Here is an 18,335-nt window from a genome sequence, read left to right on the forward strand (position 1 = left end):
ATGAGTCACGTACTTTCTCTGCTGGTAGAAGATAAGCCGGGCCTGCTCACTCGTGTCGCAGGGTTGTTTGCCCGTCGTGGGTTCAACATCCAATCGTTGGCTGTGGGGTCAAGCGAAATTGAGGGCCTGTCGCGCATCACCGTTGTGGTGGATGTCGAAGGCTTGCCCCTTGAGCAGGTCACCAAACAGCTCAACAAGCTCATCAATGTGATCAAGATCGTGGAGCTTGACCCGGCACAGTCGGTTACCCGCGAACACCTGCTGATTAAGGTGCGCGTAGACAATACGACGCGGTCGCAAATTATCGAAGCGGTGAACCTGTTTCGTGCCCGTGTGGTGGATGTTGCTTCCGATGCCCTCATCATTGAAACCACCGGTGATTCGGGCAAAATTCAGGCATTCTTGCGGGTGCTCGAACCCTACGGGATCAAAGAAGTTGCCCAGAGCGGACTGCTGGCCCTGGGCCGCGGTTCGAAGAGCATCACCGACCGAGTTTTTAAGAACTAACAGCATCACCAACTAAGGAGAACCACAACTGTGACCGAGATCTTTTACGACGATAACGCCGACCTCGCACTCATTCAGGGCAAAAAGGTCGCTGTTATTGGTTATGGCTCGCAAGGCCACGCCCACGCCCTGAACCTGCGCGACTCGGGAGTTCAAGTTAGAGTCGGCCTCAAGGAGGGCTCGAAGAGCATCGCTAAGGCGAAGGATGCCGGCTTCGAAGTGCTCACCAGCGCCGAAGCCGCCAAGTGGGCTGACGTTGTGGTGATCCTTGCTCCTGACCAGCACCAGCGCGGCCTCTACGCCGACGACATCAAAGACAATCTTGACGCCGGAGACGCCCTCGTCTTCGGGCACGGCTTCAACATCCGCTTCGGGTACATCGATGCCCCCGCTGACGTTGACGTCATTCTTGTTGCCCCGAAGGGCCCGGGTCACACGGTTCGCCGCGAATACGAAGCAGGTCGCGGCGTTCCCGTGATCGTTGCCGTCGAAAATGACGCCACCGGCCACGCCTGGGATCTCGCCTGGTCGTACTCGAAGGCAATCGGTGGCCTCCGCGCCGGCGGCATCAAGACCACCTTCACCGAAGAGACCGAAACCGACCTGTTCGGCGAGCAGGCTGTTCTCTGTGGTGGAACCTCGCAGCTCGTTCAGTACGGCTTCGAAACCCTCATCGAGGCTGGCTACCAGCCGCAGATCGCCTACTTTGAGGTGCTCCACGAGCTCAAGTTGATCGTTGACCTCATGTGGGAGGGCGGCATCGCCAAGCAGCGGTGGAGCGTCTCTGACACCGCCGAGTACGGCGACTACGTTTCGGGCCCCCGCGTCATCGACGAATCCGTCAAGGAAAACATGAAAGCCGTTCTCGCAGACATCCAGTCGGGTGCTTTCGCTGACCGCTTCATCAAGGATCAGGATGCTGGCGGACCCGAGTTTCTCGCCCTGCGCGAAAAGGGACAGAACCACCCCATCGAAGCAACCGGCAAGGAACTGCGTGCTCTCTTCGCATGGAAGCAGCAAGACTCCGACTACACCGATGGTTCCGCTGCCCGCTAACTTTCGCTAGTCACCGCGGACACTGCAGCCGCTGCAGTCATTACGACGGCCGTTCCGCTCTCTGCGGGGCGGCCGTCGTTGCTTGTGCACGAGGTGTCAGTGCGGTGGCAGGGTGGCGGCACGGCTGGGCCAGCGCAGGGTCGGTTCTGCCTGCGGCGCGGGGCCCGGGGTGCCTGTTCCCACCCAGATGATGAAGGCCAAGAACTGTTCCAGCCGAGAACCAATGAATGCGCCGGCCACCAGGGGCGCATAGAGCGCACCTAAGTAGGTGGCGGTGACGACGAGATCCATGTTTTTGCCCCACAATGCTGCCGCAAGTGCGGGAGCGAGTGCGAGCAGCAACCAGAGCGGATGCGCGAGGATCCCCAGTGCGACGGAGCCCATGACCAGTAGCACACCGATACTCAGTTGCGCAATTATGGCCGCACCGAGAGCCCCGGCATATCGGGCGTAGCGTTCCATTCCTACCGCGGCCCACATCACTCGGGCGCGCATCTGGTGCAGGCCACTTTCGACGAGCGCAACGCGAAACGTTTCATCGGCGATCCGACGCAGGTCAAGCCGCTGAGCTGCCGGAACAAGTCGTGCCTGATTGGCGAGGGCGTCGTGCAAAATCGCCGGCAGAGTCTGGGTGCCGTAGCTGGCGATGAGCCCCCACAGAAACGGGGGAACCGAAGCAAAATCGGTGCCGTTGCCGTCGGTGGGGGGAAGTTGGGGGTTGTGGGCAGGGATTTCAAGCACCGGGCCGCCCTCGCGTGGGTCGCGCCAACAGAACGCCTCTGCGACCTGAAAATCTCGGCCCAACCGGTAAATGAGTGGCAGGCTGCGCAACTCGTTTCCGTGGCGATCTGTGAATGGCATGGCGTGCTCCTTCATCCATTAAACGTCTGGACACTAGTCTGTCTGAGTGACGATGAACGCGCAGCGACCCTCCCCACGGCCGACAGCTAGTTTGGGCCAGCCGACACTCGATGGGGGTTCCCTATCCCGCGCATCCCGCGCATCCCGCGCATCCCGCGCATCCCGCGTGTTCGGGGTGCTTCGACTGGTGGCGGCAGCACTCGTCGCGGTGAGCATCGCCACCCAGATCATCGATCAGTCGCTCAACAATGACTTCGTTCCCGAGGAGTACTTCAGCTACTTCACGATTCAGTCGAGCCTGATCAACGTCGTGATTCTCGCGCTGAGCGGGCTGCTGGTGGTGAGTGGCAACCGGGAGTCTTCGCCGGTAGGCGTGCTGCGAGCATCCGTGGCCTCGTATGCGGTGGTCACCGCCATCGTCTACAACGTGTTGCTTCGCGGAATCCCCGATGACGGCTATGTCGGGCTGCAATGGCCCGGCGAGATCCTTCACGTGTGGGTGCCGCTGTTCCTGCTTGTGGACTGGTTCATCTCGCCGTTACGACCAGTGCTGCGGCTGCGCGACGTGCGCATTGTCATTATCTACCCGCTCACCTGGTTGGCCTTTACCTTCGTGCGCGGCGGCCTTGACGGCTGGTTTCCGTACCCGTTCCTGCAGCCTGGCGGCCCCGATGGTTGGGCTGGTGTCGCAGTCTATGTGGTGGGCATCGCGGTGTTCATTATCGCCATCGCCCTCGTGCTCATTGGCGTCAGTCGGGCCCGGTGGGCAGATAGCGACCAACTCTGGGCATCGCGCCGCAACGCCGCTAGCCCTCGGGCAGAAAATTCTTAGGCAAGAAGTTCATCGCCACACCCTCACCCTGCAGCACCAGACTGCCGCCGGTGGGAACCGCAGCAGTTACGAGGGCCAATGCGCTGAAGTAGCGCCGGTCAAACCCCATCAGCGCGCTCGGGCAGGCACGTTTTGTTGATGCCACCGCACCGACAGTCAGCTCACTGGGTTCGCCCGTGAAAGTTGCCGTGTAGTTGTTGCAGGCCGCAGATCCGGAAATGCTCGTGCCAGCGATCACGAGGGTGACGGTGGCGTCAGAACTGAGATCACCCGCGCTGTCGATTCCCTCGGCAAACGTCCAGGTGCCGTCGATGCCTTCGACGGGGATCGGATCACCCGGGGTCTCCTCTTCGTTGAGTCCGGGCTCGCTCTCGGGCGTGGGCTCAACAGCGCCGGGGTCCACGGCGGGGCCTGCGCACGCGCTGAGGGCGAGCAAACCGACCGCGAGCAGCGGGGCAATCTTCGTCAGCATTGTCGTGGACATTATTTCCTCCTACCTCAGTAGACGATGAGCTACACCGTTTCGTTGGGTGGCTCCGCACGCAGCCTTAGATGGCGGCGAGTAGGCAGAGCGCAATCAGCACCAGTTGGGCGAAGAATCGCGGCCAGAACGGAATCGCTGCCTTGCCGAAGCGTTCCGGATGTTTGGCCGCGTGCGCATTGGCAGGGAACACAGCAATGAGAAAGACGACCAGCGCAATGCCGGCCGCAAAACGGGTGGGTTCCCAGAGGAGGCCGAGACCGCCGGCTATTTCGCACAGCCCGGTGATTGTCACGAGGGCGGAGCGGGAGGGCATCCAGCTTTTACGGAACGCCTGCGGGATCATGGCCGCCATGGCGCGTGCGGGGGCGGCAACGAAATGGCCCACCCCCATCGCGATGAAGGCGAGTGCGAGCACAATGCGCAGCACCCACTGGGCGGTTTCGGCGGCATCCATCATGGGGTCTATCGTCGCACCGAATCGTCACGTGGCAGCGACGCCTTCCTGTCGCCGCTAAAGTTGATGTAGTTGTGTACTCAAGCAGCCTTCGCTGTCTCAGCGCGAAGTCCCCGCGAATTGAAGGACCAGATCTGTGGCTAAGCCGATCGTTGTGATCGCTGAAGAACTTTCCCCCGCAACAGTCGATGCTCTCGGGCCCGACTTTGAGATACGAAACATTGATGGCACGGACCGTGCCGCTCTGAAGGCTGCGCTGGTTGATGCGCAGGCGGTTCTCATCCGTTCGGCAACGATGATGGATGCCGATGCTCTCGCCGATGCCCCTGACCTGAAGGTCATTGCTCGCGCCGGTGTCGGTCTCGACAACGTCGATATCAAGGCGGCCACAGCGGCCGGTGTGATGGTGGTGAATGCCCCCACCTCGAACATCATTTCGGCGGCCGAGCTGACGGTCGGGCACATCCTGAGCTTGGCCCGTCATATTCCGGCCGCGCACGGTGCTCTTGCAGAGGGGCAGTGGAAGCGCTCGCAGTATTCGGGCATGGAGCTTTTTGAGAAGACCATCGGAATCATCGGCCTTGGCCGCATTGGTGGGCTGATCACGGAGCGGATGCAGAGCTTCGGCACCAATATCATCGCCTACGATCCCTACGTCACGACTACACGGGCACAGCAGATGGGCGTCACGCTGGTCTCGCTCGACGAGCTGTTGGAGCGTTCAGACTTCATCACGATTCACATGCCGAAAACACCCGAAACCACGGGCATGATTTCGACCGCGCAGTTTGCGCGCATGAAGTCGAGTGCGTACATCGTGAACGTTGCCCGCGGTGGCCTCATTGATGAGGATGCGCTCTATACGGCGCTCAAGTCGCGCCGTATAGCCGGCGCCGGTCTTGACGTGTTTGTGAGTGAACCGCCCACGGGGTCGCCGCTGCTTGCTCTCGACAACGTCATCGTCACCCCGCACCTCGGTGCCTCGACGGCAGAGGCCCAAGAGAAGGCCGGCGTTTCGGTCGCCAAGTCAGTGCGTCTTGCCCTGGGCGGTGAGCTGGTGCCTGACGCAGTGAATGTTGCTGGTGGAATTATTGATCCGAGTGTGCGCCCCGGCATCCCGCTCATGGAAAAGCTGGGTCAGGTTTTTGCTGGACTGGCAGACAGCCCCCTCACGAGCGTCGACATTGAGGTTCGCGGAGAAATTGTTGAGTTTGATGTCAACGTGCTCAAACTCGCCGCCCTCAAGGGGATTTTCACGAATGTGGTGTCGGAGACGGTCAGCTACGTCAATGCGCCCGTGCTCGCCGATCAGCGTGGTCTCGCGGTTCGTTTGATTACGGATGTTGTGAGCGACGAATACCGCAATCTGCTGACCATCCGCGGCTCGCTTGCTGACGGGTCTCAGGTTTCGGTGTCGGGAACGCTAGTGGGCAATAAGCACCTTCAGAAGATTGTCGAGATTAACGGTTACGACATTGAGGTGCCGCTCGCCGATCATCTGATCGTGATGATGTACGAAGACCGCACCGGAATTGTTGCCGTCTTCGGCAAAGAATTCGGTGACGCCGGCATCAACATCGCGGGTATGCAGATTGCGCGTGAAAGTGAAGGCGGCAACGCGCTGTCGGTGCTCACGGTCGATTCGCAGGCGTCCGCCCAGGTTCTGGCCACCGTTGCGAAGCAGATTGATGCTCGCTACGTGCACGCGATCGATATCGTCGACGCCTAGTTTCGCTCGCCCTGTGGGGGCGTGGGCACAGCGAAAGGCGCGTTCCGAATGCCCGGGACGCGCCTTTCGTACTGTGTGGAGGGTGCCGCACCCAGAGCGCTGGCGCCCGACCGTTAGTTCTGTTGGTTGTTAGATGGTTTCGTCAGGAGTGGTGCTGGTGCGGCGTTCGCTAACCGAGCCGTTTGCTCCATCGGTGCCGTTGCGCACGGTGGTGACAGAGGTGCGTTTGCGCATCATTAGCAGAAGGCCAATGATGAACACGACTGCACCCGCAGCCATCATGATGTATCCCACGAGGTCGAAGTTTATCCCTTCCACTTGGAGGTCGAGCGCGAACGTGAGAATCGCGCCGATAACTACTAAGACAATTCCGGTTCCTATACTCATGAGCCCTATTTTAGCACCCCCCATACAGGGCGCAATCAGGAAACATCCAGAAAAGCGGTATTTCCGCGAATCGGGCCCTTGCCGAGAGCACTCTGCGGCCAGCGCAGGGTGCGCACCGCTACTGTATTTGTATGCCTTCTCAGATCAAGCTTGCAGTCATTCCCGGTGATGGTATCGGGCCCGAAGTTGTGACCGAAGCCCTCAAGGTATTGACCGCAACCAGTGTGGATGTTTCCACCACCGAGTTCCCGTTCGGTGCTAGCTATTATCTCAAGACCGGCACGATTCTCGAAGACTCCGACATTGATGAACTTGCTCAGCATGACGCGATCCTGTTGGGTGCTGTTGGGGGAGACCCGCGCGATCCGCGCTTGACGGGCGGCATCATCGAGCGGGGTCTGCTGCTGAAGCTGCGTTTTGCGCTCGATCACCACGTGAACCTGCGCCCCACCACCATTTTTTCCGGCGTGACGTCACCGCTGGCCGAGCCAGGGGCTGTGGACTTTGTTGTCGTCAGGGAGGGCACCGAAGGCCCCTACGTGGGCAATGGTGGGCGCATCCGCACCGGCACCGCACACGAGATCGCGACCGAGGTTTCGATCAACACCGCTTTTGGTGTTGAACGGGTTGTTCGTTTTGCTTTTGCTCACGCGATGGGGCGTGAGCGCAAGAAAGTCACCCTCGTGCACAAGACCAACGTGCTCACCCACGCGGGCGGCCTGTGGCAGTCGACGGTTGACCGGGTTGCCACCGAGTTCCCTGAGGTTGCCGTGGACTACCTACATGTGGATGCGGCCACGATCTTTATGGTCACACAACCGAGCACCTTTGATGTCATTGTCACCGACAACCTTTTCGGTGACATCCTGACCGACCTGGCCGCGGCCATCAGCGGCGGCATCGGTTTGGCTGCCTCCGGCAATCTGAACCCGAGCGGAGAGTTCCCTTCCATGTTCGAGCCGGTTCACGGTTCAGCGCCCGACATTGCGGGAAAACAACTCGCTGACCCCACCGCGGCAATTCTGTCGATTGCACTGCTGCTGTCACAGTTCGGCGAAACGGATGCTGCGGCCCGCGTTAATGCGGCCGTTGAAGCCGATCTCAGCACCCGTGGCGCCACCGCGCGGTCCACCGCTGAAATTGGCAGTGCAATTGCCGACGCTGTAGCGCAGAATTAACCTACCAGCGCAGAATTAACCCACCGCCATTCTGGCTGTACGTCATTAAGGACATCGCATGAAGAATCTCATGGCTCCCCGCCCCCTCACTTTCATGGTTCAGAAGAACCAAAATCCGCGCTCTGTTGAGGAGCGTGACGTGGTGCTCGCGAACCCGGGCTTTGGCGTGAACTTCACCGATCACATGGTCGATGTGTGTTGGTCAGAGATGGGCGGCTGGCACCGGCCCCGTGTTCAGCCCTACGGCCCCATCAGTCTCGACCCGGCGGCCGCGGTTCTGCACTACGGGCAGGAGATCTTCGAGGGGTTGAAAGCGTTCCGTCATGCGGATGGCTCAATCTGGTCGTTCCGCCCCGAAGCTAACGGTGCCAGACTGCAGCGTTCCGCCCGCCGGATGGCGCTGCCCGAGCTGCCCATAGACGCCTTCATCGATTCCCTCAAGCAGCTGGTCGCGGTCGACGGCGACTGGGTGCCCAATGCTCCCGAGACCAGCCTCTACCTGCGCCCCTTCATGTTTGCCAAGGAGGCGTTCCTGGGGGTGCGTGCCGCCAAGAAGGTCAACTACTACGTGATCGCTAGCCCCGCTGGTGCGTATTTCACCGGTGGTGTGGCTCCGGTATCGATCTGGGTTTCGACGAACTACACCCGGGCAGGTCGCGGCGGCACGGGTGCAGCAAAGACCGGTGGCAATTACGCGTCGTCGCTCGTCGCTCAGCAGGAGGCGGCAGAGCAGGGCTGCGCCCAGGTGCTGTTCTTGGATGCCGAAGAGGGCAAGTACATCGAAGAGTTGGGTGGGATGAACGTGGTGCTCGTCAAGAAAGACGGAACCCTCGTGACCCCGCACTCTGAGTCGATCCTTGAGGGCATCACGCGTGACTCTGTCCTGCAGCTTGCGGAAGACCGTGGCCATAAGATCGAGCGTCGCCGGGTGACTCTTGAAGAGTGGCGCGAGGGTGTTGAGTCGGGCGAAATCACTGAGATGTTCGCGTGCGGTACCGCGGCCATCATCACGCCCATCGCCATGCTCAAGGGTGCGAGTGTTGAGATTGGGTCGGCGGATGCTGCCGCCGGCGAGTTGACGATGTCGCTGCGGGAAGAACTCACCGACATCCAGTACGGCCGTCGCGAAGATAAGCACGGCTGGATGATGAGGCTCGACGCATGAAGGTAGCGCGTTTCAGCTCTGGCACGGGTGCCCGCTACGGCATCATTGACGGCGACGAGATCGTTGTGCTCACTGGCGACCCCATGTTCAATGGTTTCGAGACTACTGACGAGCGTCTGCCGCTGGCGGAAATCAAGATTGTGGCACCGGTGATTCCGCGTTCGAAGGTGGTGGCGATTGGTCGCAACTATGCCGAGCACGCGAAAGAACTTGGCAACGAGACGCCCACCGAGCCGATGATGTTCCTCAAGCCCAACACCTCGGTGGTGGGCCCCGGGGATGCCATCATGTTGCCGCCGCAGAGTGAGCATGTGAGCTTTGAGGGCGAGTTGGCTGTCGTCATCGGCAGCATCGCCAAGAATGTGGCCGAGGCCGATGCTGACAGTGTGATTTTCGGATACACCATCGCCAACGATGTGACGGCACGCGATCTGCAGAAGAAAGACGGCCAGTGGTCGCGCGCAAAAGGATTCGATACGTTCTGCCCACTCGGGCCTGTGATCGAGACAGAGTTCCAGGTGGCGGCGCAGAGCATCCGCACGACAGTGAACGGTGACCTCAAGCAAGACGGAACCGTCGACCAGATGGTGCACTCGGTGGCGTCCCTGGTTGCGTATGCGTCAAGCGTGTTCACCCTGCTGCCTGGTGATCTGATTCTCACGGGAACCCCCGCGGGAGTGGGCCAGATAGTGAACGGTGACACCGTCGAAATCACGATTGAGGAAATCGGCACACTGAGCAACCCGGTGCGCACCGCGTCGAGGTAGTGCGGACCGGTATCAACACCGAATAGCTGTCTCGAATGTCTGCGTGAGCAACCCTCCTCCCCACAGGCTCGCCTCGCATAGAATGGGCTCAATGTCTGCGCCATTTTCTACTGCAACCGCTTCCGACGTTCGCGTACGGTTTTGTCCCTCACCCACGGGTACGCCCCACGTCGGGCTGATCCGCACGGCCCTGTTTAATTGGGCTTATGCGCGCCACACTGGGGGCACGATGGTGTTCCGGATTGAAGATACGGATGCCGCTCGCGACAGTGAAGAGAGCTATCTACAGCTTCTCGACGCGATGCGCTGGCTGGGTCTTGACTGGGATGAGGGCGTCGAGACCGGCGGACCCCACGGGCCGTACCGTCAGTCGCAGCGCAGCGATATCTACCGTGAGGTTATTGAGAAGCTGAAAGCTTCCGGTCACCTCTATGAGTCTTTTGCGACGGGTGAGGAGATCGAGGCCCGCAATGTTGCGAGTGGTCGCGACCCGAAGCAGGGTTATGACAACTTTGAGCGCGACCTCACCGCTGAGCAGAGTGCGGCGTTCACGGCGGAGGGCCGCCAGCCGGCACTACGTTTGCGTGTGCCCGACACGGATCTGAGCTTTGATGATCTGGTTCGTGGCGAGATCACGTTCCCGGCGGGATCGTTCTCTGACTTTGTTGTGGTGCGCCCGAATGGTGCCCCGCTGTACACCTTTGTGAATCCGGTGGATGATGCGCTGATGGGCATCACGCATGTTCTGCGCGGTGAGGATCTGCTGTCGAGCACCCCACGCCAGATTGCCCTCTACACAGCACTCATCGAGGTCGGTATCACGGAGGCGATTCCGCGTTTCGGCCATTTGCCGTATGTGATGGGTGAGGGCAACAAGAAGCTCTCGAAGCGTGACCCGGAGTCGAACCTGTTTCTGCACCGTGACCGCGGGTTCATTCCCGAGGGTCTCATCAACTATCTGTCGCTACTGGGCTGGTCGTTGGCTCCCGACCGCGATGTGTTCTCGATCAACGAACTGATTGCTGCCTTCGATGTGGAGAACGTGAACCCGAACCCGGCCCGTTTTGATGTGAAGAAGGCGGAGTCGCTGAATGGTGACCACATCCGTCTGCTGTCGGCGGAGGAGTTTGCGGGCCGTCTGGTCCCGTATCTGGTTGCTGCTGGGGTGATTTCTGCTGAGCCCACGGAGGCTGAGCTGGTGAGGCTCGCTGATGCTGCACCTCTCGTGCAGGAGCGCATGCAGTTGTTGGGCGATGCGCCTGGCCTGTTGCAGTTCTTGTTCACTCCGGATGCGGACCTCGTTGTTGAAGCGGATGCGATGCCGAAAGCTGAGGGCCCGGAAGTTCTGGATGCCGCGATGGCTGTGTTGCCGGCGGTGGAGCCGTGGACGCATGAGGCAATCGAAGCTGCTCTTCGCGTCGAACTTATTGATGTGAAGAAGATGAAGCCACGTCTGGCGTTTGGTCCGTTGCGCAGTGCGATCGCTGGGCGCCGCATCAGCCCGCCGCTGTTTGAGTCGATGGAGTTGTTGGGTAAAGACTCGACTCTGGCTCGTCTGGGAGCTCTGCGCGCACAGCTATGAGTGAGCAGTTCGACTGGGAGGTTGTCATTGTCGGCGGCGGACCGGCCGGACTCAGTGCTGCGCTGAATCTGGCGCGTGCTCGTCGCCGCACGTTCCTGCTTGACGGCAATCGCCCCCGCAATTCGGCGACGTTCCACTCGCACGGCTTTTTGAGCCGCGATGGTATTTCTCCATTGGAGTTGCGCAAGCTGGGTCGCGAGGAGCTTGAGCAGTACCCGAATGTTCAGTTCGAGCGCACCATTGTCGAGAGCATTGAGCCGCTGGCGGACGGTGGTTTCACGGTGACCTATCGCGGAGGAGTCGCCACTACTCGCACGGTGCTGATCGCAACGGGCCTGCGTGAGGTGCTGCCGGTGTTGCCGACGCTGCGTGCGTTCTATGGCACGAGCATCCACTCCTGTATGGAGTGTGACGGTTACGAGTATGCGGATCGCCCGATTGCACTGATCGGGGCCAGCGATGATTTGGCGGAGCGGGCGCTGCTGTTGTCGCAGTGGAGCCGCGACCTGATTGTTTTCACTCAGGGCGTGGGCCACGTGAGCGAGACGGATGAGGGGATGCTTGCTGGCCGTGGCATCCGGGTGGATCGTCGGGTGGTGGCGGATGTCGCGGGCGACCGTGATGGGCTGACCGGTGTTGTGCTCGCCGATGGCGAGACAATCCCACGCGAGGCCGCGTTTGTGCGCCCCGACTATGAGACCGCGCTCGACTATGCGCAGGGCTTGCAGCTCACACTCGACCCGGAGGGTCTGATCGTCGTCGACTCTGCCGGTCGCACCAGCACGGCGGGTGCCTATGCGATTGGTGAGGCTACTCCGCCCGGGCCCCAGCAGCTCATTGTTGCGGCGGGGGACGGCGCTGAGGTTGCCGCGACCATCAACCGCGACCTGCTGTAGCGCGTTGTGTTTGGCGAGCGTATGTGGTGCTAGTGCCGGGTGAACCACGGCCCGCTCAGGATGCGCTAAAGTGGTAAATCGGTTCGGTTCCGGTCGAACCCTGTGGGGTATGGTGTAATTGGCAACACGGAAGATTCTGATTCTTTTGTTCTTGGTTCGAGTCCAGGTACCCCAGCAAAAAAGCCCGGATATTCAGGGAAGTCCCAAGTAAACACTGGCAATACCTTTCACCGGACGAAGTAATGCCCCGGCCTGATGGCGGAGGGCATTTCATAGTGAACAGGGTCTAAGTCCAGCCGTTATGGTGCGAATCGGTCTGTGATGGCTGTCACGTTCGAGAGACGTAGCGTTGCAGACACTTGGAGGTTGCCGCCTTCCAGCGAGGGGTGCCGCGCCATCGAGCTATGGCTGGCCACCGCTCGCCTAGCGGCCAGCACGCATTCAGGCTATGAAACCTCGAAACGCAACTACTCGGCTGTCCTCCTGCCGGTTCCAGCGTGTAGTTCCATTCGCCGTGAAATTGATGGCGGGTGAGGGGTAGGGCGTCGAGGATGCACTGAACGGTCAGCCCGGACGAAAGAGCAGCTTCGATGCCCGATCTGCACCCAGCGATTACCGGATGGGCGCACAAGGTCTTGGATCCCGACCGTTAACATCCCCTAAATATCCAGTAAACATCCGGCGGATCGCGGACGATTCGCGACGAGCGGTTCAGGCCAGAGAGTAGTTTGATCTTTAATCAGCCGCCGATTCGGTACACCGTGCGGGTGTCAGAGACAGGAGCACCAGTGTTCAAAAGAAGCATCACCTTCGCAGTCGTGGCCGGGGTCGCCATCGTCCTCGCCGCCTGTTCGCCCGGCGGTAATTCGACAGACCCGGCAGTCATCGACGAGCTCGTGCTCGGTCTCGTTCCCTCCCAAGACATCGACCAACTCGTCATCGACGCCGACGAACTGGGCGCTCTGCTGGGCGACGAACTGGGCATCCCGGTCGAGGCCGTGGTCACCGACAGCTACGCGGCACTCGTCGTCGCGATGCAGGCCGAGCAGGCGCAGATCGGCATGTTCGGACCAATCGCGCTCGTACAGGCGGTCGACCAGGCCGGTGCAGAAGCTGTACTGCAGTCCGTGCGCTACGGTTCGAGCACCTACGTCACCCAGTGGTACACCAACGATCCCGACCGCTTCTGCACGACCGACATCGTCACCGATGAAGACGGTTACACCTTCTGCAACGGCACCGACGAAGCCGAGGGCGGCCCGGTGGGTGAAGAGGCACTCGCCGAGATCGCCCAGGATGAGTCCATTGCGTTCGTCGACGAAGGTTCGGCTTCCGGCTACTACTACCCGGCGACCCAAATCCAGAATGCCGGACTCGACCCCTTCGACCTGAGCGGCTCGTTCTTCGCCGGTGGCCACCCGAACGCCGTGCTCTCGGTTGCCCGTGGCGACGCGACCGTCGGCGTCAGCTTCAACGATGCACGGTCCGAGGTCGTTGACGAGATCCCGACGATCGGTTCGGATGTCACGGTGTTCGCCTGGTCGGAGAACATCCCCAACGACGGAATCGCTGTTGCGGGAAACCTGTCCGACGAGCTGAAGCAGCGCATCACAGATGCCTTCCTCGCGATCGCAGAGAACGAAGAGGGGGCCGCAATCCTGTCGGCGGTGTACAACATCGACGGGCTGGTTCCGGCCGACCTCGACGCTCTCGACGCCGCGCGCGCCGTCGAGGCTACGTTCGGCGACGAGTAACCGCAGGTTCATAGTCGGGCCCGCGTACGATGGGTGCGCGAGCCCGCTTGTTCCTGTTTCCTCCCAGCAGAAGGATTTACTGCGTGATCCGCTTCACTGACGTCTCGGTACGGTACGCGAACGGAGTGCTCGGTCTCGACGGGATCAACCTCGAGATCCCTGACGGCCAGTTCGTCGTCGTCGTCGGGCTCTCCGGTGCCGGCAAATCGACCCTTGTGCGCTCGATCAACGCTCTCGTGCCAACAACATCGGGTGAACTCATGGTGTCCGGGCAGCGTGTGGACGGCGCGTCCAAGCGGAGTTTGCGCGAACTACGGTCCCGGGTGGGGATGATCTTCCAGTCATTCAACCTCGTGACGCGCACGACGGTGCTCAAGAACGTGCTGGTCGGCCGACTACATGCGACTCCGACCCTGCTGTCAATTTTTGGCATCTACCGGCCCGCCGATGTCGAACTCGCGTTCGAGGCACTTGAGCGTGTGGGGATCGTCGAGAAGGCATACACGCGTGCGTCGCAACTCTCGGGCGGCCAGCAGCAGCGCGTCGCGATCGCGCGGGTCCTCGCCCAGCAGCCGAATGTGATCCTCGCCGACGAACCGGTGGCATCGCTCGACCCGCCAACGGCCAACATGGTCATGCGCGACCTGCAGAGGATCAACCGCGACCTCGGAATCACGACCGTCGTCAATCTCCACTTCCTTGACCTCGCCCGCGGTTATGCCGAACGCATCATCGGCATGCGCGAGGGACGCATCGTGTTCGATGGACCTCCGGATGAAGCAGACGACGAAGTGTTCGCCCAGATCTATGGTCGATCGCTCACCGCAGACGACATCCTGCCGACCGGGCAGGACGTAAGCAACCGTGAGGGCGTCGACGGCACGGGCGACGAGGAGCTGTCGTGACTGCGCCTGCACCGTCTGTGGCACGTCCCACGAAACCCCGGACCAACTGGCCGCTGTGGGCGCTACTCGCAGCAGCCGCTGCGATGTCCGTGTGGTCGGGCATCGGGATCGAGTTTGATCTCCGCCCTCTCTTCGAGGATTTTGGACGTGGCTGGTTCATCATCCGAGAGTTCTTCGCACCGAACTGGGCGTTCATCGGCCGAACCATCCCAGCCTGGACCGAGACGCTCTCAATCGCCGTGATCGCCAGCCTCGTTGGCTGCACGATCGCGCTCGTGATGTCGATGCTCGCCTCACAGGTCACAGCGCGCAGTAACTGGGTCTACCGGTCGGCCAAGTTCGTGCTGTCCCTAGTACGTTCGCTGCCAGACGTCGGCTACGGGCTACTTTTGGTCGCCCTTGTCGGCGTCGGCTCCCTCGCCGGCATCCTCGCTCTCACCATGTTCAACATCGGCATCGTTGCGAAGCTGACGTCAGAGACGATCGACGGCGTCGATCCCGGACCGCTCGAGGCAGCCGATGCTTCCGGAGCCGATGTCGTGCAGCGCGCGCGAATGGCAGTGCTTCCGCAAATCTTGCCCAGCTATCTCTCATACTGCCTTTACGTTTTCGAGCTCAACATCCGCGCATCCGTGATCATCGGCATCGTCGGTGGCGGTGGAATTGGCGCAATTATCGCTGTCGAGTTGTCCCGCTTCAACTACGACAACCTCTCGGCGATCATCGTGCTGCTGATCGTCGTCGTATTCGCCATAGACCAATTCTCCCGAGCGCTCCGAAGGAGGCTCGTCTGATGACCGGGACAGCTCGGAGAGGGACCGTTCGCCCCACCCAGCCGAGCAAACTTCGTTACACGCTTGCGCAGCTCACGGTGCTCGCCATCATCATCGTCTGCGTCGTCGTCGTCGATGCCCGGTGGGGGCGACTGATCGAAGCTCCGCCGCTGGCCCTCCATTACGGCGGGCTGATGGCGTCAGGAGTGGTGCAGGACCCGTTCACAGTTCCGTACAACGAATACTGGCTCGTCGCGCTCGAACTCATGATCGAGTCCCTGCACATGGCCTGGATTGGCACACTCATCGGCGCTGCACTCTCGTTTCCGCTCGGCTTCCTAGCCGCGTCGAACGTCGCGCCCGCACCCGTCGTCTTCGCCGTTCGCCAGGTTCTCAACGTCATCCGGGCGATTCCGGAGCTTATCTTCGCGATCGCCATCATGATGCCGATCTTCGGTCTCGGACCACTCGCCGGTGCGCTGGCCATCGGTGTCGGGTCGGTCGGCACGCTAGGCAAGCTCACGAGTGAGGTGATCGAGGGGGTCGATCCAGGTCCGGTGGATGCCGTGCGCTCGACCGGCAGCAGGCAAGTCCAGGTGCTGCGCTGGGGGGTGCTCCCACAGATCCTCCCCGAAGTTGTCGCCTTCTGGCTTTACCGGTTCGAGATCAACATCCGCGCGAGTGCCATTCTCGGTGTACTCGGCGCCGGCGGAGTGGGTGCGCTGTTGTCGCAGCTATTCGACCGGCGGCTCTGGGACCGGATCGGGATCACGCTCGTGGTGATCATTGTGGTGACCATCATCGTCGACCAGGTCTCCGGTGCCATCCGCCACCGGATCATCTCCGGGGCCCCGCCAACACAGGGTAGCGCGATCGTCTGAGGCCGGCCGGGGATATCGGCACTCCTAGGCAGCCGTCGAATACGCGGGTCTGGGCGAGGATTTTCCGCAGCATCGCAGGTGCGGCCGCAGGTTAGAAGCTGAGGATCTGATAGCCCTCGATCACGAGGTTTCGCACGCTCGCTTCGCCCTTGTACTCGGTGAGCAAGTTCCAGCCTCCCGCAGCGATTTCGTCGGAGACCCCGTGGGAGGCGACGCAGAATCCGCAAGCACCCCGGATGTTGTCCTTGAGCGCCACAGCGAGGGGGTTCATCTTGTGGCTGGGCGCGGTGATCGCGGCCAATGTTTCCACGCCCGAACCGTCGAAGACGACGACGATGTCATCGCCGGCCTGCGTGAATTCGAGGGCGGTCTTGAGGCCGCGGTAGACGCGTGAGGCGTCGGAGGTGATGGGCTCATAGATGACGACGGCAATTTTCAAATCTGACATGGTGTGCCTCTTCTCTTAGGTAGACCGTTCTGGTCACTGATAACTATACCGATCTGTCTGGTAAAGTCCAGTCATGGAATCTATGATTGCAGCGCCGGTGCCCAGCGCGCGGGCGCGCCTCCTCGCATCCGCTAGTCACCTTTTCCACAAACATGGCATCAACGCCACGGGAATCGATCTCGTCGTTCGTGGCGCGGGAGTGGCGAAGGCCAGCCTTTATAACAACTTCGCCGGCAAGGAGGCGCTCGTGGTGGCGTACCTGGAGGAAGAACTCAGTGGATGGGTCGATCGCGCCCGGGCGCTGGATGAACCCCGGTGCCCTCCGCGGGAGAGGGTCGCTGCTCTCTTTGAAGCTCTCGCGGTCTCCGTGGAATCGCACACTTTTTACGGTTGCCCCTTCACGAATGCGGTGATCGAACTTCCGGAATGTGTCTCGGTACGGCAGGTCGCGGACCGTTACCGTGATGTGGTTCGCACGCACATTTCCGGCCTTGTTCAGGAGGCTCCGGGCGCCACCATCGTTTCCCGCCTCGTTCTGCTCTATGACGGGGCCATCACCGCAGCGAAGGTCGCCCGTGACGCCGTCCTGGTTCGCGAAGCGGGCGCCATGGCGCAGGAACTCGTTTAGATCATTCACCGATACATCGGAGGGTTCTACAACAGCCGGTCACGCCAGGGTGAGAGATCAATCGAATCCGCTGTCCGAAATCCCCGCAGCAGCCCCTCCTCGTCGACGCTCACGAGTTCACCCGTGGCGGAATTTATTTCACAGGCATAGGGTTTCAGCAAGAGCCCCATGCTTCAATAGCTGTGCCGTGCCGACGGGCGGCCAACTGCCACAAATAGTTCACGTTGAAGTCGCAAACAAAGGAGAAAACCATGACAGTACAAAATAAGGTCGCTCTCGTTACTGGCGCAGGTCAGGGAATAGGCCGGGGGATCGCGCTTCGATTAGCGCAAGACGGTTTCGACGTTGCCATTGCAGACCTCGACTTTCAGAAGGACAAGGCCGACAGCGTTGTGGCTGAAATTGAGGCGATTGGCCGCAAGGCGATTTTTGTGGCTGCGGACGTTTCTCAGCGTAAAGATATCGTGGCTGCGGTAGACACAGCGGCAAAAGAGCTGGGCGGGTTCGACGTGATCGTCAACAACGCCGGTATCGCCCAAGTGAAGCCGATTCTTGACATCACCGAAGACGACCTGAACAGCATTTTCCGCATCAATGTTCATAGCGTTGTCTGGGGCATTCAGGCAGCTGCCGCCAAGTTCGAAGAACTCGGCCATGGAGGCAAGATCATCTCAGCTGCCTCGATCGCTGCGATCCAAGGCTTCCCCATTCTTGGCGCTTACTCGGCTTCCAAGTTCGCAGTGCGCGGCATCACGCAAGCTGCCGCCCAAGAGCTTGCCCCCAAGGGCATAACGGTAAACGCCTATGCGCCCGGCATCGTCGGCACTGGAATGTGGGAGTTGATCGATGCGGAGCTCAGCAAGATCAATGGCAAGCCTCTCGGCCAGAACCTCAAGGAGAATGTGGAGGGCATCGCACTCGGCCGCATCGAAACGCCGGATGATGTCGCCAGAGTCGTCTCATTCTTCGCTGGCCATGATTCGGACTATGTGACGGGACAGGTCCTCCTAGTCGATGGTGGAATGCTCTACAACTAACTTCGCGCAGA

At 60.8% G+C, this 18,335-nt stretch carries 20 protein-coding genes and 1 tRNA gene; 16 read left to right on the forward strand and 5 right to left on the reverse strand.

The genetic code is table 11. The features are described 5' to 3' along the window. Both ilvN and ilvC read left to right on the forward strand, forming a co-directional pair. Nucleotides 1-507, forward strand: coding sequence for an acetolactate synthase small subunit (ilvN, locus tag FB472_RS11945; protein WP_021808205.1), 507 nt, complete (start codon nucleotides 1-3; stop codon nucleotides 505-507). Between the two features lie 30 nt (nucleotides 508-537). Then, on the forward strand, nucleotides 538-1,563 hold the full coding sequence (gene ilvC / locus FB472_RS11950) for a ketol-acid reductoisomerase (protein WP_141991077.1): 1,026 nt from the start codon (nucleotides 538-540) through the stop codon (nucleotides 1,561-1,563). Nucleotides 1,564-1,659: 96 nt separating this feature from the next. Here the strand turns inward: ilvC and FB472_RS11955 are convergent, their stop codons facing one another. Then, nucleotides 1,660-2,424 (reverse strand): DUF1353 domain-containing protein, encoded by a 765-nt coding sequence (locus FB472_RS11955; RefSeq protein ID WP_141991078.1) that lies wholly within the window; start codon nucleotides 2,422-2,424, stop codon nucleotides 1,660-1,662. Between the two features lie 52 nt (nucleotides 2,425-2,476). Between FB472_RS11955 and FB472_RS11960 the strand changes: the two genes are divergently transcribed. Next, complete coding sequence (locus FB472_RS11960; protein ID WP_170192122.1) at nucleotides 2,477-3,256, forward strand: Pr6Pr family membrane protein; 780 nt, start codon at nucleotides 2,477-2,479, stop codon at nucleotides 3,254-3,256. On the opposite strand, the gene FB472_RS11965 is transcribed toward FB472_RS11960, so the two are convergent. Then, nucleotides 3,231-3,740, reverse strand: coding sequence for an META domain-containing protein (locus tag FB472_RS11965; protein ID WP_141991079.1), 510 nt, complete (start codon nucleotides 3,738-3,740; stop codon nucleotides 3,231-3,233). The two genes, FB472_RS11960 and FB472_RS11965, sit on opposite strands and share 26 nt — an antisense overlap. Nucleotides 3,741-3,804: 64 nt before the next feature. Next, a complete protein-coding gene (locus FB472_RS11970) occupies nucleotides 3,805-4,194 on the reverse strand; it encodes a DoxX family protein (RefSeq protein WP_246078205.1) in 390 nt (129 codons plus the stop codon). A 136-nt stretch (nucleotides 4,195-4,330) separates the two neighbouring features. Here FB472_RS11970 and serA point away from each other — a divergent pair, with 136 nt between their 5' ends. Then, on the forward strand, nucleotides 4,331-5,923 hold the full coding sequence (gene serA, locus FB472_RS11975) for a phosphoglycerate dehydrogenase (protein WP_141991080.1): 1,593 nt from the start codon (nucleotides 4,331-4,333) through the stop codon (nucleotides 5,921-5,923). Between the two features lie 129 nt (nucleotides 5,924-6,052). Here serA and FB472_RS11980 read toward each other — a convergent pair whose 3' ends face one another. Further along, nucleotides 6,053-6,310: a DUF6458 family protein gene (locus FB472_RS11980; protein ID WP_141991081.1), complete on the reverse strand. Its 258-nt coding sequence runs from the start codon at nucleotides 6,308-6,310 to the stop codon at nucleotides 6,053-6,055. Between the two features lie 131 nt (nucleotides 6,311-6,441). On the opposite strand from FB472_RS11980, the gene FB472_RS11985 reads away from it, so the two are divergent. From FB472_RS11985 to phnE (FB472_RS12035), 10 genes are all read left to right on the forward strand, one after another. After that, complete coding sequence (locus FB472_RS11985) at nucleotides 6,442-7,488, forward strand: 3-isopropylmalate dehydrogenase (RefSeq protein ID WP_141991082.1); 1,047 nt, start codon at nucleotides 6,442-6,444, stop codon at nucleotides 7,486-7,488. A 58-nt stretch (nucleotides 7,489-7,546) separates the two neighbouring features. Next, the gene (locus FB472_RS11990) at nucleotides 7,547-8,653 is read left to right on the forward strand and encodes a branched-chain amino acid aminotransferase (protein ID WP_141991083.1); all 1,107 of its coding nucleotides are present in this window, start codon (nucleotides 7,547-7,549) and stop codon (nucleotides 8,651-8,653) included. Continuing rightward, the gene (locus FB472_RS11995) at nucleotides 8,650-9,420 is read left to right on the forward strand and encodes a fumarylacetoacetate hydrolase family protein (RefSeq protein ID WP_141991084.1); all 771 of its coding nucleotides are present in this window, start codon (nucleotides 8,650-8,652) and stop codon (nucleotides 9,418-9,420) included. Before FB472_RS11990 ends, FB472_RS11995 begins: the two co-directional genes overlap by 4 nt. A gap of 91 nt (nucleotides 9,421-9,511) precedes the next feature. Next, complete coding sequence (gltX, locus tag FB472_RS12000; RefSeq protein ID WP_425467222.1) at nucleotides 9,512-11,002, forward strand: glutamate--tRNA ligase; 1,491 nt, start codon at nucleotides 9,512-9,514, stop codon at nucleotides 11,000-11,002. Next, nucleotides 10,999-11,898: an NAD(P)/FAD-dependent oxidoreductase gene (locus FB472_RS12005; protein WP_141991086.1), complete on the forward strand. Its 900-nt coding sequence runs from the start codon at nucleotides 10,999-11,001 to the stop codon at nucleotides 11,896-11,898. Before gltX ends, FB472_RS12005 begins: the two co-directional genes overlap by 4 nt. A 103-nt stretch (nucleotides 11,899-12,001) precedes the next feature. Further along, a tRNA-Gln gene (locus tag FB472_RS12010) sits at nucleotides 12,002-12,073 on the forward strand. 613 nt (nucleotides 12,074-12,686) lie between these two features. After that, nucleotides 12,687-13,652 carry a phosphate/phosphite/phosphonate ABC transporter substrate-binding protein gene (gene phnD / locus FB472_RS12020; RefSeq protein ID WP_141991088.1) on the forward strand — a complete coding sequence of 322 codons (966 nt, stop codon included), beginning with the start codon at nucleotides 12,687-12,689 and terminating at the stop codon, nucleotides 13,650-13,652. 83 nt (nucleotides 13,653-13,735) lie between these two features. Then, nucleotides 13,736-14,557 (forward strand): phosphonate ABC transporter ATP-binding protein, encoded by an 822-nt coding sequence (gene phnC, locus FB472_RS12025; protein WP_246078206.1) that lies wholly within the window; start codon nucleotides 13,736-13,738, stop codon nucleotides 14,555-14,557. After that, nucleotides 14,554-15,351 carry a phosphonate ABC transporter, permease protein PhnE gene (phnE, locus tag FB472_RS12030; protein WP_141991090.1) on the forward strand — a complete coding sequence of 266 codons (798 nt, stop codon included), beginning with the start codon at nucleotides 14,554-14,556 and terminating at the stop codon, nucleotides 15,349-15,351. The genes phnC and phnE (FB472_RS12030) overlap by 4 nt, the downstream gene beginning before the upstream one ends. Further along, nucleotides 15,351-16,211, forward strand: coding sequence for a phosphonate ABC transporter, permease protein PhnE (phnE, locus tag FB472_RS12035; RefSeq protein ID WP_141991091.1), 861 nt, complete (start codon nucleotides 15,351-15,353; stop codon nucleotides 16,209-16,211). The genes phnE (FB472_RS12030) and phnE (FB472_RS12035) overlap by 1 nt, the downstream gene beginning before the upstream one ends. Before the next feature lie 91 nt (nucleotides 16,212-16,302). Here phnE (FB472_RS12035) and FB472_RS12040 read toward each other — a convergent pair whose 3' ends face one another. Next, the gene (locus FB472_RS12040) at nucleotides 16,303-16,659 is read right to left on the reverse strand and encodes a DsrE family protein (RefSeq protein WP_141991092.1); all 357 of its coding nucleotides are present in this window, start codon (nucleotides 16,657-16,659) and stop codon (nucleotides 16,303-16,305) included. Between the two features lie 73 nt (nucleotides 16,660-16,732). Between FB472_RS12040 and FB472_RS12045 the strand changes: the two genes are divergently transcribed. Further along, a complete protein-coding gene (locus FB472_RS12045) occupies nucleotides 16,733-17,287 on the forward strand; it encodes a TetR/AcrR family transcriptional regulator (protein WP_141991093.1) in 555 nt (184 codons plus the stop codon). A gap of 251 nt (nucleotides 17,288-17,538) precedes the next feature. Then, nucleotides 17,539-18,324 carry an acetoin reductase gene (locus FB472_RS12050; protein WP_141991094.1) on the forward strand — a complete coding sequence of 262 codons (786 nt, stop codon included), beginning with the start codon at nucleotides 17,539-17,541 and terminating at the stop codon, nucleotides 18,322-18,324. Nucleotides 18,325-18,335 lie beyond the last annotated feature (11 nt).

Origin of the sequence: Rhodoglobus vestalii (genome assembly GCF_006788895.1) — a bacterium.
In the GTDB taxonomy this organism is placed as follows: Bacteria; Actinomycetota; Actinomycetes; order Actinomycetales; family Microbacteriaceae; genus Rhodoglobus; species Rhodoglobus vestalii.

Bases quoted from the DNA above. Each gene is read 5' to 3' on its own strand.
- ilvN (WP_021808205.1), top strand. From the start codon at position 1: ATGAGTCACGTACTTTCTCTGCTGGTAGAAGATAAGCCGGGCCTGCTC.
- FB472_RS11955 (WP_141991078.1), bottom strand. From the start codon at position 2,424: ATGCCATTCACAGATCGCCACGGAAACGAGTTGCGCAGCCTGCCACTC.
- FB472_RS11960 (WP_170192122.1), top strand. From the start codon at position 2,477: ATGAACGCGCAGCGACCCTCCCCACGGCCGACAGCTAGTTTGGGCCAG.
- FB472_RS11965 (WP_141991079.1), bottom strand. From the start codon at position 3,740: ATGTCCACGACAATGCTGACGAAGATTGCCCCGCTGCTCGCGGTCGGT.
- FB472_RS11970 (WP_246078205.1), bottom strand. From the start codon at position 4,194: ATGGATGCCGCCGAAACCGCCCAGTGGGTGCTGCGCATTGTGCTCGCA.
- FB472_RS11980 (WP_141991081.1), bottom strand. From the start codon at position 6,310: ATGAGTATAGGAACCGGAATTGTCTTAGTAGTTATCGGCGCGATTCTC.
- FB472_RS11985 (WP_141991082.1), top strand. From the start codon at position 6,442: ATGCCTTCTCAGATCAAGCTTGCAGTCATTCCCGGTGATGGTATCGGG.
- FB472_RS11990 (WP_141991083.1), top strand. From the start codon at position 7,547: ATGAAGAATCTCATGGCTCCCCGCCCCCTCACTTTCATGGTTCAGAAG.
- FB472_RS11995 (WP_141991084.1), top strand. From the start codon at position 8,650: ATGAAGGTAGCGCGTTTCAGCTCTGGCACGGGTGCCCGCTACGGCATC.
- gltX (WP_425467222.1), top strand. From the start codon at position 9,512: ATGTCTGCGCCATTTTCTACTGCAACCGCTTCCGACGTTCGCGTACGG.
- FB472_RS12005 (WP_141991086.1), top strand. From the start codon at position 10,999: ATGAGTGAGCAGTTCGACTGGGAGGTTGTCATTGTCGGCGGCGGACCG.
- phnE (WP_141991091.1), top strand. From the start codon at position 15,351: ATGACCGGGACAGCTCGGAGAGGGACCGTTCGCCCCACCCAGCCGAGC.
- FB472_RS12040 (WP_141991092.1), bottom strand. From the start codon at position 16,659: ATGTCAGATTTGAAAATTGCCGTCGTCATCTATGAGCCCATCACCTCC.
- FB472_RS12045 (WP_141991093.1), top strand. From the start codon at position 16,733: ATGGAATCTATGATTGCAGCGCCGGTGCCCAGCGCGCGGGCGCGCCTC.
- FB472_RS12050 (WP_141991094.1), top strand. From the start codon at position 17,539: ATGACAGTACAAAATAAGGTCGCTCTCGTTACTGGCGCAGGTCAGGGA.